The organism is Collinsella aerofaciens (assembly GCF_028207065.1).
Taxonomy (GTDB): Bacteria; Actinomycetota; Coriobacteriia; order Coriobacteriales; family Coriobacteriaceae; genus Collinsella; species Collinsella aerofaciens_AR.
In genome coordinates this window covers 1-16,323 of sequence record NZ_JAQLFP010000005.1, presented here as the reverse complement: position 1 = coordinate 16,323, position 16,323 = coordinate 1, and the positions used below count along the sequence as shown (strand labels likewise).

Annotated in this window: 11 protein-coding genes; all 11 read left to right on the top strand. The window is 60.6% G+C overall.

The genetic code is table 11. The features are described 5' to 3' along the window. The first annotated feature begins 66 nt into the window (after positions 1–66). The 11 genes from rplJ (at position 67) to rpsJ (ending at position 16,098) form a co-directional block, all read left to right on the top strand. On the top strand, positions 67–588 hold the full coding sequence (gene rplJ / locus PMX72_RS02505; protein WP_055250258.1) for a 50S ribosomal protein L10: 522 nt from the start codon (positions 67–69) through the stop codon (positions 586–588). A gap of 102 nt (positions 589–690) precedes the next feature. After that, positions 691–1,068, top strand: coding sequence for a 50S ribosomal protein L7/L12 (gene rplL / locus PMX72_RS02500; RefSeq protein WP_006235005.1), 378 nt, complete (start codon positions 691–693; stop codon positions 1,066–1,068). Positions 1,069–1,382: 314 nt separating this feature from the next. Continuing rightward, positions 1,383–2,291: a UTP--glucose-1-phosphate uridylyltransferase gene (locus PMX72_RS02495; protein WP_117773462.1), complete on the top strand. Its 909-nt coding sequence runs from the start codon at positions 1,383–1,385 to the stop codon at positions 2,289–2,291. 287 nt (positions 2,292–2,578) lie between these two features. Continuing rightward, positions 2,579–6,070: a DNA-directed RNA polymerase subunit beta gene (gene rpoB / locus PMX72_RS02490; RefSeq protein ID WP_199410622.1), complete on the top strand. Its 3,492-nt coding sequence runs from the start codon at positions 2,579–2,581 to the stop codon at positions 6,068–6,070. A gap of 6 nt (positions 6,071–6,076) precedes the next feature. Next, positions 6,077–10,555 carry a DNA-directed RNA polymerase subunit beta' gene (locus PMX72_RS02485; protein WP_271729139.1) on the top strand — a complete coding sequence of 1,493 codons (4,479 nt, stop codon included), beginning with the start codon at positions 6,077–6,079 and terminating at the stop codon, positions 10,553–10,555. A 312-nt stretch (positions 10,556–10,867) separates the two neighbouring features. Next, the gene (locus tag PMX72_RS02480; RefSeq protein WP_187364957.1) at positions 10,868–11,386 is read left to right on the top strand and encodes an RNA polymerase sigma factor; all 519 of its coding nucleotides are present in this window, start codon (positions 10,868–10,870) and stop codon (positions 11,384–11,386) included. Further along, complete coding sequence (locus PMX72_RS02475; RefSeq protein ID WP_271729918.1) at positions 11,337–12,413, top strand: DUF4179 domain-containing protein; 1,077 nt, start codon at positions 11,337–11,339, stop codon at positions 12,411–12,413. Before PMX72_RS02480 ends, PMX72_RS02475 begins: the two co-directional genes overlap by 50 nt. A 271-nt stretch (positions 12,414–12,684) precedes the next feature. Continuing rightward, positions 12,685–13,062 carry a 30S ribosomal protein S12 gene (rpsL, locus tag PMX72_RS02470; RefSeq protein WP_118225891.1) on the top strand — a complete coding sequence of 126 codons (378 nt, stop codon included), beginning with the start codon at positions 12,685–12,687 and terminating at the stop codon, positions 13,060–13,062. A 74-nt stretch (positions 13,063–13,136) separates the two neighbouring features. Further along, positions 13,137–13,610, top strand: a complete 474-nt coding sequence (rpsG, locus tag PMX72_RS02465; protein WP_006235013.1) for a 30S ribosomal protein S7 — start codon at positions 13,137–13,139, stop codon at positions 13,608–13,610. A gap of 19 nt (positions 13,611–13,629) precedes the next feature. Further along, positions 13,630–15,729, top strand: coding sequence for an elongation factor G (gene fusA / locus PMX72_RS02460; RefSeq protein ID WP_022094183.1), 2,100 nt, complete (start codon positions 13,630–13,632; stop codon positions 15,727–15,729). Between the two features lie 60 nt (positions 15,730–15,789). Then, entirely contained in the window at positions 15,790–16,098 is a 309-nt protein-coding gene (gene rpsJ, locus PMX72_RS02455) for a 30S ribosomal protein S10 (RefSeq protein ID WP_022094184.1), read from the top strand. Positions 16,099–16,323 lie beyond the last annotated feature (225 nt).

The window sequence follows — 16,323 nt, the reverse complement described above, 5'->3', positions numbered from 1 at the left end:
TGGACATGCCCCCGTCACGTCCTTGTGGCGGACCGTGCCCGGAAAGAATTCGAGGAGGTGTAATTCATGCCCCAGCAGTACAAAATCGACAAGGTTGCAGAGATCGAGTCCCGTATCGCCGAGAACGCCGGTCTGTTCGTCGTCAACTACAACGGTCTGACGGTTAAGCAGGCTCAGGAGCTGCGTCATCAGCTTCGCGAGTGCGGCGCCGAGATGAAGGTCTACAAGAACAACCTGGTCAAGATCGCTCTCAAGAACCAGGAGCAGCCCGAGATCGACGAGATCCTCGCGGGCCCCGTCGCTTATGTGTTCTACGAGACCGAGCCGGTCGAGGCCGCTAAGGCCCTTAAGGACTTCTCCGCTAAGTCCAAGGGCGTCCTTGAGATCAAGGGCGGTATCTCCGACGGCAAGGCCGTTTCCGCTGATGATGTTAAGGCTATCGCCGAGCTGCCCACCAAGGATCAGCTTCTCGGCCAGATCGCCGGCCTCATCTCCGGTTTCGCTCGCGACATCGCTGTCTGCGTCAACGGCGTTTCCTCTGGTCTCGCTCGTTCGATCCAGCAGGTCTCCGAGCAGAAGGCAGCCTAGTTGCTGTTTTCACCCGCGGCGGCAACGCCGCACCCCTGGCGCATTCGCGCCGTGTTTTAACTGATCTCCGTGCATCCGCACGGAAACCGAAAGGACTTAGAAATGGCTAAGCTTACCACCGATGAGATCATCGATGCTCTTAAGGAAATGACCCTTCTCGAGGCTTCCGAGCTCGTTAAGGCTATCGAGGACACCTTCGGCGTTTCCGCCGCTGCTCCTGCCGCTGTTGTCGCCGCTCCCGCTGCTGGCGCTGCTGAGGCCGAGGAGAAGACCGAGTTTGACGTCGTGCTCGAGGGCTTCGGCGACAACAAGATCCAGGTCATCAAGGCCGTCCGTGAGCTCACCAACCTTGGCCTGAAGGAGGCCAAGGAGGTCGTCGAGGGCGCTCCCAAGGCTGTTCTCGAGGGTGCCAAGAAGGAGGACGCCGAGGCTGCCAAGGAGAAGCTCGAGGCTGCTGGCGCTGCTGTCACCCTCAAGTAATCAGGCTTTCTCGCCAGATTTCTTTGCAGACGGGGTTCGCATTGCGAGCCCCGTCTTTTTTGTTTTTCGGTCCCTCGGCATCGGTTGCTCAAACTGCCATGTTCTGTGATTTGCGTCGTATCGGGTGCCCTGCCGTTGGGCAATAAAATTGCACCATTCGAGCAATAATTTGCGTTGACCTGCTGAAGAATTGTCTCTGCCTTGTAGCGACATATAGTTCCAGCGGTAAGATGCTTGGGTATCGCAATTTGGTCTGCGGCTGTGTGCCGCACGCATGGGGCGCTTTTGCGCCTGCGAAAGGATCTTTGAATAACATGAAGGCAATCATCCCCGCCGCCGGTCTTGGCACGCGTTTTCTGCCTGGCACCAAGTGCACGCCCAAAGAGATGCTGCCGGTGCTCGACAAGCCCGTCATTCAGTACGTCGTCGAGGAGGCGCTCGAGCCCGAGGAGGTCGACGATGCCATCATCGTTACTTCTCCCGGTAAGCCCGAGCTACTGAACTACTTCCAGCCCGACCGTTCGCTCGAGAACCTGCTGCGCGAGCGCGGCAAGAACGCCTATGCCGATGCTGTCGCCCACGCTGGCGGTATGCCGGTCGACTTCCGTTATCAGTACGAGCCCAAGGGCCTCGGCCATGCTATTCGCTCTGCTGCCGACGCCGTGGCAGGGGAGAACTTCCTGGTTCTTCTGGGCGACTACGTTGTGCCTAACCGCGATATCTGCGACAAGATGCTCGCCGTTTCCAAGGAGCACGGTGGCGCTTCGGTTATCGCCGTCGCTGCTTGCTCGCCCGAGGAAGTCAGCCGCTACGGTGTTATCGCCGGCGAGCGCGTCGGTTCGCTCGAGGGCGCCGAGGACGTTGCCGATGCCGAGCCGGGCGCTGTTTGGCGTATCGGCGGTCTGGTTGAGAAGCCCGCTCCCGAGGCTGCTCCGTCCAACCTGTACATCGTCGGTCGCTACCTGCTGAGCCCGCTGGTCATGGACCTGCTGGCAGATCAGCAGGCCGGCAAGGGCGGCGAGATCCAGCTCACCGACGCCATGGCCCGTTCGCTCGACCGCGAGGCCATGTATGCCGTCGTCATCGACCCGCTGTCGGGCTACGACACCGGCACTCCCTCTGGTTGGATGGCCACTAACGCCCTCATGGCTGCAAACGACCCCCGCTTTGCCGATGCCTTCTGGGACGCCATCGACGAGCGCGGCGGATTGATGCGCAAGTAAGCCTTCGGGCACCGACATTTACGGGCGTGGACCTCGGTTCGCGCCCGTTTTTTATAAGAGCTGCGATTGCCGGCTCTCTGTTCACAGAAAATATATGAACAGATGTTCGATACACATACATCTACCTGCGTGTTTTCTGTCGAAAAACTTTGCTACTCCAAAAACTCAATCGCGTCAAGGCTTTTCTTGCCCAACGGTCGGTACCTGATAAACTATTAGGTTGCGATAACTGGCGAAGCCATGCCTCGCCAACCCACCGAGCATTTCCGTGAAGGAGGAAAAACCTGGTGACCTACGCATACACTGCCACTGAGCGCAAGCGCGTCAGCTTCGGGAAAATCCCGGAGGCCATGGAGCTCCCCAACCTTATCTCTGTTCAAAGGGAATCCTTTGAGCGTTTTAAGGACGAGGGCCTTCGTGAGGCGTTCAAGGAATCCAGCCCCATCCAGAGCCAGAACCATGTTCTCGAGGTTACCTTCGGCGAGCATCAGTTCGGCGACCCCGCGCACACCGTCGAGGAGTGCCGCGAGAAGGACATGACCTATCAGGCCCCGCTTCTGACCGACGTTCGTCTCACCAACAAGGAGACCGGCGAGATCAAGGAGCAGCTCGTCTTTATGGGCGACTTCCCCATGATGACCGATCAGGGCACCTTTATCATCAACGGTACCGAGCGTATCGTCGTCTCGCAGCTCGTCCGCTCCCCGGGCGTGTACTACAGCTCCGAGATGGATTCGGGCAAGCAGATCTACAAGGCCCAGATTATCCCGTCCCGCGGTGCCTGGCTTGAGTTTGAGGTCGACAAGCGCGACCAGCTCATGGTCTCCATCGACCGTAAGCGCAAGCAGAGCGCCACGATGTTCCTGCGCGCCCTTGGCATCGCCGTCACCAACGACGATATCATCGAGCTGCTCGGCAACTCCGATGTGATTAAGCGCACCCTCGAGCGCGACACCGCCCTTACCCGCGAGGATGCCCTCATCGAGATCTACCGTCGCCTGCGCCCGGGCGAGCCTCCCACCGTGGATGCTTCCCGCAGCCTGCTCGAGGGCCTGCTCTTTAACCCGCAGCGCTACGATCTGGCCCGCGTCGGTCGCTACAAGGTCAACAAGAAGCTCAACCTCACCACCGAGGAAGAGGTCACGGTGCTCACCGACGAGGATATCGTCGCTACGCTGCGCTACCTGCTGTCCCTCGCTGCCGGCGAGCAGGGCTTCAAGGTCGACGACATCGACCACTTTGGCAACCGCCGCATCCGCACCGTCGGCGAGCTCGTCGCCAACCAGTTCCGTATCGGCATGAGCCGTATGGAGCGCGTCGTCCGTGAGCGCATGAGCTCCCAGGACATCGACGAGATCACCCCGCAGTCGCTCATCAACATCCGTCCGATCGTGGCCTCCATCAAGGAGTTCTTCGGTTCCTCGCAGCTCTCGCAGTTCATGGACCAGGCGAACCCCCTGACCGGTCTGACCCACAAGCGTCGTCTGTCCGCACTCGGCCCTGGCGGTCTTGCCGGCCACAAGTCGGGCTCCAGCCGCCGCACCAACGTGCCGACGGCCGTCCGCGACGTTCACAACTCGCACTACAGCCGCATGTGCCCGATCGAGACCCCCGAAGGCCCCAACATCGGCCTGATCGGCTCGCTCGCACTCTACGCCCGCGTCAACGAGTACGGCTTCATCGAGGCCCCGTTCCGTCGCGTCGAGAACGGCGTTGCCACCGACCAGATCGACTGGATGACCGCTGACGAGGAAGAGAAGCACGTCATCGCGCCGGCCAACACGCCGCTCGATCCCAAGACCAACGAGTTCATCACGACCGATGCCGAGGGCAAGCTTGTCCGCCCGCACACCGTGATCGCCCGTACCCGCGACTTCGACGGCTCCTTCGGCGCTCCCGCCGACGTGCCCGTCGAGGACGTCGACTACATGGACGTCTCGCCGCGTCAGATGCTCTCCGTCGCAGCCACGCTGATTCCGTTCCTTGAGCACGACGACGCCAAGCGTACGCTGATGGGCGCTAACATGCAGCGTCAGGCCGTGCCGCTGGTTCACCCCGCCGCTCCCTATGTCGGTACCGGCATGGAGCGTCGCGCCGCTCTGGACTCCGGCGAGGTCACCCTGGCCAAGAACGCCGGCGAGGTTATCTTTGCCGACGCCGCCAAGATTATCGTCAAGCATGCCGGCGGCATGGACGAGTATCACCTGGCCAAGTACCAGCGCTCCAACCAGTCCACCTGCATCAACCACCGTCCGCTCGTGCGCGTCGGTGACACCGTTGAGCAGGGCGAGCCTCTGGCCGACGGTCCTTCGACCGATCACGGCGAGCTCGCACTGGGCCAGAACCTCACCGTGGCCTACATGCCGTGGGAAGGCTTCAACTACGAGGACGGTATCGTCGTGTCCGAGCGCCTGGTGGCCGAGGACCTGCTGACGACCATCAACATCACCCGCCACGAGATCGACGCCCGCGACACCAAGCTCGGCCCCGAGGAGATTACCCGCGAGATCCCGAACCTCTCCGAGGACATGCTTGCCAACCTCGACGAGGACGGCATCATCCGCATCGGCGCCGAGGTCGGCCCTGGCGACATCCTGGTCGGCAAGGTCACGCCTAAGGGCGAGAGCGCTCTGACCGCCGAGGAGCGCCTGCTGCGCGCCATCTTCGGTGCCAAGGCTCACGACGTTCGCGACACTTCCCTTAAGATGCCTCACGGCGCTTACGGCCGCGTTATCGACGTCGTCCGCTTTAGCCGCGAGAACGGCGACGACCTGGCCCCCGGCGTCAACGAGCAGGTGCGCGTCTACGTCGCCCAGCGTCGTAAGATCCAGCAGGGCGATAAGATCGCCGGCCGCCACGGCAACAAGGGTGTTATTTGTAACGTTCTGCCGGTCGAGGACATGCCCTACATGGCTGACGGTACCCCGATCGACGTTATCCTCAACCCGCTGGGCGTTCCTTCGCGTATGAACGTCGGCCAGCTGCTCGAGTGCCACCTTGGCTGGGCTGCTGCCTGCGGTTGGGATACCGAGCAGGCCGACTCCGACAAGTACGTCCCTGGTCCGTTCTTCACCGCGACGCCCGTCTTCGACGGCGCCAAGGAGGACGAGATCGCCGAGGTCATCCGTCGTGCCAACAAGAACATGCTCAACAAGGCCACCGCTGCCTTTGGCGATCACATGCGCCCCGAGTTCGTCACCCAGCTTGACGAGCGCGGCAAGACCCGTCTGTTCGACGGCCGCACCGGCGAGGAGTTCCGCGAGCCCATTACCGTGGGTACGTCCTACATCCTCAAGCTCGGCCACATGGTCGACGACAAGATCCACGCCCGTTCGACCGGCCCTTACAGTCTGGTTACCCAGCAGCCTCTGGGCGGCAAGGCCCAGTTCGGCGGCCAGCGCTTCGGCGAGATGGAAGTTTGGGCACTGTACGCATACGGTGCTTCCAACGTCCTGCAGGAGATCCTGACCGTCAAGTCCGACGATACCGTGGGCCGCGTCAAGACCTACGAGTCCATCGTCAAGGGCGAGAATGTTCCGGTCCCGGGTATCCCCGAGTCCTTCAAGGTTCTCGTCAAGGAGATCCGCTCCCTCGCACTGGACATCGAGCCCATGCACGATGCTGACGAGGACGCCTCCGCCCCTGTGACCGCCGAGGAGACCTCTGCTCTCGACGACCTGGCTGCGCTCGCCGGCGTTGACGCCGACGTCGAGGCCGAGGATGCCGAGACCGCCGAGGCACCCGAGGCTGTCGCCGCCACGACCACTGATAAGGAGTAGTTGACTGTGGCAGATTTCGAAGCTACTGATTTTGACTCGGTAAAGATCTCCCTTGCCTCCGCCGACCAGATCCGTTCCTGGTCGCACGGCGAGGTCAAGAAGCCGGAGACCATCAATTACCGTACCCTCAAGCCCGAGAAGGACGGCCTGTTCTGCGAGAAGATCTTCGGTCCCGCCAAGGACTGGGAGTGCTCCTGCGGCAAGTACAAGGGCATCCGCTTTAAGGGCATCGTCTGCGAGCGCTGCGGCGTCGAGGTCACCTCGGCCAAGGTGCGTCGCGACCGCATGGGCCACATCGAGCTCGCCGCTCCCGTGTCCCACATCTGGTACTTCAAGAGCCCCACGAGCTTCCCGATGAGCCGTATGCTCGACATCAAGTCCAAGGACCTCGAGAAGGTTCTGTACTTTGCCAGCTACATCATCACCGAGGTTGACTACGAGGCTCGCGAGGCCGACGCCGACGACCTGCGCGAGGAGCTCGCCGCCGATCTGGAAGAGATCGATGCCGAGTGCGCCCGCCAGATTGAGTCCCTCAAGGAGCAGGGCGACCCCGAGAACTTTGACGAGTTCTCCGACGAGGAGCCGCTGACCCCCGAGGAGATCGCCTCTGGCATCGTCGACATTGAGGAAGAGTGCAAGGACGAGAAGCAGCTCCGCACGGACGCCTTCAACGCCTTCATGAAGCTCACCGAGCGCGACCTCATCTCCGATGAGCCGCTGTTCCGCGAGATGACCCGCTACTACTCCATGTACTTTAAGGGTGGCATGGGTGCCGAGGCCGTCCGCGACCTGCTCGCTGCCATCGACCTTCCTTCCGAGGCCGAGAAGCTCAAGGCCATCATCGCCGACGAGGACTCCCAGAAGCAGAAGCGCGAGAAGGCCGTTAAGCGCCTCGAGGTCGTTGACGCCTTCCTGAAGGGTGGCAACAGCCCCGCGAACATGATCCTGGACGTCATCCCGGTCATTCCGCCCGATCTGCGCCCGATGGTCCAGCTCGACGGCGGCCGCTTCGCCGCGTCCGACCTCAACGACCTGTACCGTCGCGTGATCAACCGTAACAACCGACTCAAGCGCCTCCTCGACCTGGACGCCCCCGCAATCATTGTGAACAACGAGAAGCGCATGCTCCAGGAGTCCGTGGACGCCCTGTTCGACAACGGCCGTCGTGGTCGCCCGGTCTCTGGCCGTGGCGGTCGCCCGCTCAAGTCGCTCGCCGAGGCCCTCAAGGGCAAGCAGGGTCGTTTCCGTCAGAACCTGCTGGGCAAGCGTGTTGACTACTCTGGCCGTTCGGTAATCGTTACCGACCCCAAGCTGCTGCTGCACCAGTGCGGTCTGCCCAAGACCATGGCGCTGGAGCTCTTCAAGCCCTTCGTCATGAAGCGCCTGGTCGAGCTTGGCAAGGTCGAGAACATCAAGGGCGCCAAGCGCGCTATCGACCGTGGTGCCACTTTTGTGTGGGACATCCTCGAAGAGGTCATCGACGGTCGCGTCGTGCTGCTCAACCGCGCACCGACCCTGCACCGTCTGTCCATCCAGGCCTTTGAGCCGGTGCTGGTCGAGGGCAAGGCTATCCACCTGCACCCGCTGGTCTGCTCGCCCTTCAACGCCGACTTCGACGGCGACCAGATGTCTGTCCACGTGCCGCTGTCCAGCCAGGCTCAGGCCGAGGCTCGCGTGCTCATGCTCTCTGCGAACAACCTGCGCTCGCCGGCATCCGGCAAGCCGGTCAACATTCCCTCGCAGGACATGATCATCGGTGTGTACTATCTGACCCAGGTCCGCGACGGTCTGCCGGGCGAGAACCACGTGTTCTCGAGCTTCGACGACGCGCTGCACGCCTATGACTGTCGCTCCGAGGTCGATATGCAGGCCAAGATTCAGGTCCGCGTGTCCGCCGAGAACGCCAACGTCATCAACGAGGATGGCACCCGTATCTTCCGCGTCAAGAACGGCAAGAACGAGTTCGTCGACTACGACGTCACCGGCAACAAGACCGCGCGCTTCGAGACCTCTATCGGCCGCATCATCTTCAACCGCCAGTGCCTGCCCGAAGACTACGAGTTCATGAACTACAAGATGGTCAAGGGCGACGTGGCCAAGCTGGTTGCGGACTGCTGCGATCGTTACCCCGAGGCCAAGGTCGGCCCGATCCTCGACGCCATCAAGTACTCCGGCTTCCACTACGCTACCCGCGCCGGCCTCACCATCTCGGTGTGGGACGCTCTCATCCCTGCCGAGAAGCAGGAGCTGCTCGACCGCGCCCAGGCCAACGTCGACCAGATCAACGAGTACTTCGAAGAGGGCTTCATCAACGAGACGGAGCGCCACATCGAAGTCGTTAACGAGTGGACCGCTTGTACCGATAAGGTTGCAGCGCTCATGCTCGACATGTTCGACGAGGAGAACCCGCTGTACATGATGGCCGACTCCGGCGCCCGTGGTTCTAAGACCCAGCTGCGTCAGCTCGGCGGCATGCGTGGCCTGATGGCAGACATGTCCGGCGAGACGATCGACCTCCCCATTAAGGCGAACTTCCGCGAGGGCCTGCTGCCGCTCGAGTACTTCATTTCGACCTACGGCGCCCGTAAGGGCCTGGTCGATACCGCATCCCACACCTCGGACTCTGGTTACCTGACCCGTCGTCTGGTCGACGTGGCCCAGGACGTCATCGTCCGCGAGGAGGACTGCGGTACGCACGAGGGCGTCACCTACAACCTCATCATCCCCGGCACCACCGACCTCAACACCGACCTCGTCGGCCGTTGCTTCATCGAGGACGTCGTGGCTCCCGATGGCACCGTGCTCTTTGAGCAGGACGGCTACATCGAGAAGGTCGCCGACATCCAGAAGATGGTCGATGCCGGCCTCAAGAAGGTCAAGCTCCGCGCGCTGCTCACCTGCCGCTCCAAGTACGGCGTGTGCCAGAAGTGCTACGGCTGGGATCTTTCCACCCGTCGTCCGGTCGCCATCGGTACTGCCGTCGGCATTATTGCCGCCCAGTCCATCGGCGAGCCCGGTACGCAGCTTACGATGCGTACCATTCACTCCGGCGGCGTCGCTGGCGTCGACGATATTACGCAGGGTCTGCCTACGGTCAGCCGTATGTTCGATATCGTCGGCAACGTCAACGAGAAGATCTTGGGTCGCGAGGCCGAGCTGGCTCCGTATTCCGGCCACCTCTCGATTAAGCCCGAGAAGTCCGAGTACGTGCTGACGCTCACCGACTCCGAGGACCACACCCGTGTCCTTGACGAGCGCCGCGTCCCCGCATCGGTGCGCTTTATGCCCGAGATCGAGGACGGCTGCGAGGTTCGCGCCGGCGACCAGATCACCAAGGGCTTCGTCAACTTCCGTAACCTGCGCAAGCTGACCGACATCGAGTCGACGATGCACACCTTCGTCGAGAGCGTCAAGGACGTCTACACCAGCCAAGGCGTCGACCTGAACGACAAGCACATCGAGGTGCTCGCACGTCAGATGCTGCGTCGCGTTCAGATCACCAACCCCGGCGACTCCAAGTACCTGCTTGGTCAGTACGTCGACCGCTACGAGTTCGCTGACGAGGTCGAGCGCGTTGCCCGTCTGGGCGGTCAGGCTCCCGTGGCCGAGCCCGTCATCCTGGGTACGCTCAAGGTCGCGTCCAACATCGACTCCTGGCTGTCGAGCGCTTCGTTCATCCGTACCGCCGGCGTCCTTACCGAGGCTGCTATTGAGGGCAAGGTCGACCACCTGCTCGACCTTAAGTCCAACGTTATCGTCGGTAAGAAGATCCCGGCTGGTACCGGCCTCAAGCCGTACGCCAACGCCAAGCTGACGTATCGCACGGCCGACGGCTACGTGGACATCGATGGTCCGGCTTCGCCCAACGCCAAGTCGCTGCCCGAGTGGGCTCCTGTGGAGCTCAAGGACCTGGACGAGCAGCTTCCGCAGCAGCTCGACTGGGTCGGCTACGACGAGTTCGGCGGTGCTGACGGTTCGTTCACCCGCAACGGCCACACCATCTCTGCTGAGAAGGCTCGCCTGTACCTGTTCGACGACCTGGGCGTGTCGCAGCGCTGGACCAACAAGTTCAGCGAGGTCGGCATCGAGACGGTCGGCGACCTGGTCGGCAAGTCCGAGGAGGATCTGCTGCGCATCGATGGCATCGGTGCCAAGGCGATCGAGGAGCTCCGTGACGGCCTGGAGGCCCACGACCTGCTCTACATCCTCGAGAACAACGACGACGTTGCCGACGAGGAAGACCTCTCGCAGCTGCTGCAGATGGTCTTTAGCCCCGACGGTCCGGACGACATCCTGCTGGGCACCTCCGCCACGCCGACGCATCACGCCGACGCCGACGAGGAGCTCCTGGGCGCCCCGATCGACGACAAGAAGGCTCCCGCCAACGGTGCCATCAACGAGGACATGGCTTCCCTCGACGAGCTACTCAACCAGCTCGTAGACACCGACGACGCCGAAGAGGCCAAGGACAACGACGAGGAGTAACTAGTTCCGCCGTTCTAACGAACGGCGGCAATCTCCGTCGCTGCGCGGCCCCCAGAGCTACAATCTGTCATTCAAAAGGCAGGGCATGACCAAAAGGTCAATGCCCTGCCTTTTTCATGCCACCTTGTACGCTCTGAGGGCCGCTCGCTTGCGTATGTTCAACCTGTTGCGTTTCGTTGATCCCTTGCCAAAAAGTGACGGATTTATTTTTTGGTAGGTTTTTCCTGCTTGGATTTGAAACATTTCACTCGGTCAAAGCGTATCTATGGTGAGGGCCCCATCAAGAACCATTAATGTCACCGGGAGGTGATTATGGAAGAACAAGCTTTTAGACAGGCGGTCGAAGACCACCGGGATGTCGTGTTTCGGATCGCATTGACGTATCTGCGTGATCGCGCTGACGCCGACGATGTCGCTCAAGACGTCTTTCTTAAGTTGCTCAAAAGCGACGCGCAATTTGAAAACTGGGAGCATCTTCGTCGATGGCTTATCCGGGTCACGATCAATGAATGTAAATCTCTCTTTCGAAAGCCGTGGAGGCGCGTGGAGGATATTGAGAATCTGGCCGATTCGCTTTCGACGGCGCAGGAGGAGACCAAGGCGGTCCTGTCAGACGTTATGCGACTTCCGGAGCGATTCCGTATTCCTATCGTGCTCTATTACTATCTGGGCTTCTCGACTTCAGAAATTGCCGAGTTACTGCATGTGCCAGCCGCGACCGTTCGAACGCGTTTAGCTCGCGGCAGATCGAAGCTCAAGTTCATCCTAGAGGAGGGCGACCGTGAAATCCAACCAGATCAAGCAGGCCTTCGAGTCCGTCCAAGCCGATAGCGATCTTGCTGACCGTGTTCTTTATGCCGCTGCTGGCGAGCCGCTTCGCCGAAAGGGTCACGCGAAGCCTCTGTATGTTGCCGTAATCGGATGTCTTGCCGGAGTGCTGGCGACCGGAGGGGTCGCCTACGCTGTTGTCAATTCCAGTTATTTTGCCTCTGCCTGGGGAAACCATGGCAACGGAGAGTCCGTTACCTGGACAAATGGCGGCTCGTCGGGGACGAAATATACCTACACCAGAGAGTTTGGTGATGGTATCGCGCCCCAAAGCCTGGAGGGTGCAGTCCAGAAGGTCAATCTGTCCGTCGAGGGCAACGGCTATACGCTCGACATTCATGAGATGGCAATCGACGAGAACGGTTGCGGTGCTGTGACGTTTACATTGTCCAATCCGAATGGCGTTAACTACTACAAGCCGGCGGCAGAGCTTGGCGAACTTGTTCTCTATGGTGAAGAAGAAGGGGGCGTCAGTACACCCAGCATGAACTTCGGCGAGGAATGGGCTGATACACGCTGCACCATTGATAAAGACACATCAAGCGACACGGTCATTAATGGTACGATGTACTTTGCCGCTATGGATCGCGAGCGAGATTTTCAACATGCGGTCACCTGGAATATCCACTGGACCGAGGGTGAAGGTGAGAGTGCGAGGCAGTTTGAGGCGTCGACACCCGAGTTCAATATTGGAGCGTATGTCGATACAAAGGAACTCCGCTCCGGTGACTCGCCTCTCGAGATCAGCCCGTTTTCCATCCAGACGCACATCGATGATCTGGGCATTGACGCAGTCACGAAAAAGTTGACCGTTACCTACAAGGATGGATCGGAGCAGATTATCGAAGACGATGCTGCAGGCGCGTACAATTCCTATTTTTCGCTGACGCGCAATAGCGGGGAGAACATCTCGGTTCCGACAAAGCTGATCAATGTCAATCAAGTGGTCTCGGTAACCCTTGAGGGCACGAGGTACACATCAACAGGAGAGACCGAAACAGAAGTACCCTTTACCATCGTCTATTCGTAAGGTCTGAGGCCGCTTCCTGCTAGAGGAAGCGGCCATTTTTGCGTTACATGGACGGCTGGAATGGGCACTTGCGCACAGGCGGGGGATTCCTTTTATGGAGGCTTTGCGGAAATATAGCTATTTTGGGATACGCCCGGCGGCGTGGTCTGTTGACGGCACAGCTAACGCCACGTATCCTATCGAACTGCGTGTTTCGTAGGGGGATGCTGACCCCTCGATTCAAGCCGTTGCACTTTACAGAAAGCTGGAATCATTCGAGAAGGAGTACGCTTTGCCTACTATTAACCAGCTGGTTCGCCAGGGCCGTCGTTCCGTGCCCAAGAAGTCCAAGAACGCTGCTCTGCAGCACAACTCCCAGAAGCGCGGCGTGTGCACCCGCGTCTTCACCACGAGCCCCAAGAAGCCGAACTCGGCTCTTCGTAAGGTTGCCCGTGTTCGCCTTGTCAACGGCATCGAAGTTACTGCTTACATCCCGGGTGAGGGCCACAACCTGCAGGAGCACTCCATCGTGCTCGTCCGCGGCGGTCGTGTCCGTGACCTCCCTGGTGTCCGTTATCACGTCATCCGTGGCGCCTACGACGCTGCTCCGGTCCAGAACCGTCTGCAGGCCCGTTCCAAGTACGGTGCTAAGCGCCCCAAGGCCAAATAAGCCAGATAACGTTTTGATACTTTCGCCGTGTGCCGTCTTGAGCGCCGCACGGTAGACACTTAAGGAGATTTCACATGCCGCGTCGTGCAGCAGCTAATCGTCGTGAGGTTCAGCCTGACGCCGTTTACAACAACCGCCTGGTGACTCAGCTCATCAACAAGGTCCTTCTTGACGGCAAGAAGGCCACCGCTGAGCGCATCGTTTACACCGCTTTCGAGATCGTTGCCGAGAAGTCCGAGGGTGGCGACGCTCTCGCTACCTTCAAGAAGGCTATGGACAACGTCAAGCCCACGCTCGAGGTTAAGCCCAAGCGTGTCGGTGGCGCTACCTATCAGGTCCCGATGGAGGTCAACTCCCGTCGTTCCACCGCTCTGGGCATCCGCTGGATCGTCAACTTCTCCCGCGCTCGCAAGGAGAAGACCATGGCCGAGCGTCTCGCTAACGAGATCCTCGACGCCTCCAACGGTCTTGGCGCTTCCGTCAAGAAGCGTGAGGACGTCTTCAAGATGGCCGAGGCCAACCGCGCGTTCTCTCACTATCGTTGGTAAGTTAAGGTAAGGAACTAACATGGCTAAGCCTAAGTACAAGCTTTCCGATACCCGTAACATCGGCATCATGGCCCACATCGATGCCGGTAAGACCACCACGACCGAGCGTATTCTTTACTACACCGGCAAGACCCACAAGATCGGTGAGGTCCATGAGGGCGCTGCCACCATGGACTGGATGGTTCAGGAGCAGGAGCGCGGCGTAACCATTACCTCCGCTGCTACCACGTGCTTCTGGAACAAGGACGGTAAGGACTACCGCATCCAGATCATCGACACCCCGGGCCACGTTGACTTCACCGCCGAGGTCGAGCGCTGCCTGCGCGTCCTCGATGGCGCTGTCGCCGTCTTCGACGCCGTTGCTGGCGTTCAGCCCCAGTCTGAGACCGTTTGGCGTCAGGCTTCTACCTTCAACGTCCCCCGCATCGCCTTCATCAACAAGTATGACCGCGTGGGCGCTGACTTCTTCAACGCTATCGAGACCATGAAGGATCGTCTCGACGCCAACGCCGTGGCCGCTCAGGTCCCGATGGGCGCCGAGGACAACTTCTGGGGCGTCATCGACCTCGTTACCATGACTGCATGGGACTTCAAGGCCGACGAGAAGGGCATGACCTACCCCGAGCCGATGGACGAGATCCCGGCTGAGTTTGCCGACATCGCTGCCACCAAGCGCGAGGAGCTCCTCGACGCTGCTGCCAGCTTTGACGACGAGCTCATGGAGAAGATCCTCATGGAGGAGGACTTCACCGTCGAGGAGCTCAAGGCTGCTCTGCGCAAGGGCGTTCTGGCCAACGAGCTCAACCTCGTCTTCGTGGGCTCCGCCTACAAGAACAAGGGCGTTCAGGAGCTGCTCGACGCTGTCGTCGACTACCTGCCCAGCCCGCTCGACGTTGAGGCCGTCACCGGTACCGATCCGGACACCGGCGAGGAGATCCAGCGTCATCCTTCCTTCGACGAGCCTTTCTCCGGCCTGGTCTTCAAGATCATGACCGACCCATTCGTCGGTAAGCTCACCTACGTCCGCGTTTACTCCGGCCGCGCCGAGTCCGGCTCCTACGTTGTCAACGCTTCCAACGGTCAGCGCGAGCGTCTCGGCCGCATCCTCGAGATGAACGCCGCCGAGCGTATCGACCGTGACGACGCTGCCGCCGGCGACATCGTCGCTTGCGTCGGCTTCAAGAACTCCACCACCGGTGACACCCTGTGCGCCGAGGGCAAGGAGATCGTCCTCGAGAAGATCGAGTTCGCTAAGCCCGTTATCGACGTTGCCATCGAGCCCAAGACCAAGGCCGAGCAGGACAAGATGTCCCTGGCTCTGACCAAGCTCGCCGAGGAGGACCCGACCTTCCAGGTGTCCACCAACCACGAGACCGGCCAGACCATCATCGCCGGCATGGGCGAGCTGCACCTCGAGATCATCGTCGACCGTCTGCTCCGCGAGTTCAAGGTTGACGCTAACGTCGGTAAGCCCCAGGTTGCCTACCGCGAGACCGCCGGTCACGACGTCGAGAAGGCTGAGGGCAAGTTCGTCCGTCAGTCCGGCGGTCGCGGTCAGTACGGCCACGCCGTCATCAAGCTCGAGAAGATGGAGGAGGGCTTCGGCTACGAGTTCGTCAACGCTATCGTCGGCGGCGTCGTGCCCAAGGAGTACATCCCGTCCATCGACAAGGGCATCCAGGAGGCCCTGAACACCGGTGTTATCGCCGGCTTCCCGGTCCTCGACGTTAAGGTCACCCTGTTCGACGGTTCTTACCACGAGGTCGACTCCTCCGAGGCCGCCTTCAAGATCGCCGGTTCCATGGCTATCAAGGACGCTCTCAAGAAGTCCGATCCGCAGCTGCTCGAGCCGATCATGGCTGTCGAGGTCGAGACCCCCGAGCAGTACATGGGCGACGTTATGGGCAACCTCTCCGGTCGCCGCGGCAAGATCGAGGGCATGGAGGATCGCAAGAACAGCAAGCTCATCCGTGCCAAGGTGCCGCTGGGCGAGATGTTCGGTTACGCTACCGACCTTCGCTCCCAGACCCAGGGCCGTGCATCCTACACGATGCAGTTCGACTCTTATGAGCCCGCGCCCAAGTCCATCGTGGACGAGGTCATGAGCAAGAACGCCTAAGTTCGAGCTCCCTGTTACGTAATCCGCGAGAACATCTCTCGCACTCTTTGGAGGTTTAAGTTGGCTACCCAGAAGATCCGCATTCGCCTCAAGGGCTATGATCACGAGGTCGTCGATCAGTCCGCGAAGCTCATCGTCGAGACCGCTCAGAAGACCGGTGCTCGCGTTTCCGGTCCTGTCCCCCTGCCCACCGAGCGCAACCTGTACACGGTTATCCGCTCGCCGCACGTGAACAAGGACTCCCGTGAGCAGTTCGAGATGCGCACCCACAAGCGCCTCATCGACATCCTCGACCCCACCTCGGGCACCGTTGATTCGCTCATGCGTCTCGACCTCCCCGCTGGCGTCGACATCGACATCAAGCTCTAAGCGATATCGCTCATAGCTTACAGAGCCCCGCTGCCATTACGGTAGCGGGGCTCTTTTGTTAAAGGCTTTAGCCTGTGCGGGGCGCGCAGCGCGCCGCATCAGAAACCACCCGCTATGCGGGTGGGGACAACCGGCTTTACAAAGCCGCCCCTCGCCGGACACTTGCGATTGTTCAGGCCGCAAGGAATCCGAGTCGAGAGGGCGGTGGTGGCGTATGGCCCAGAA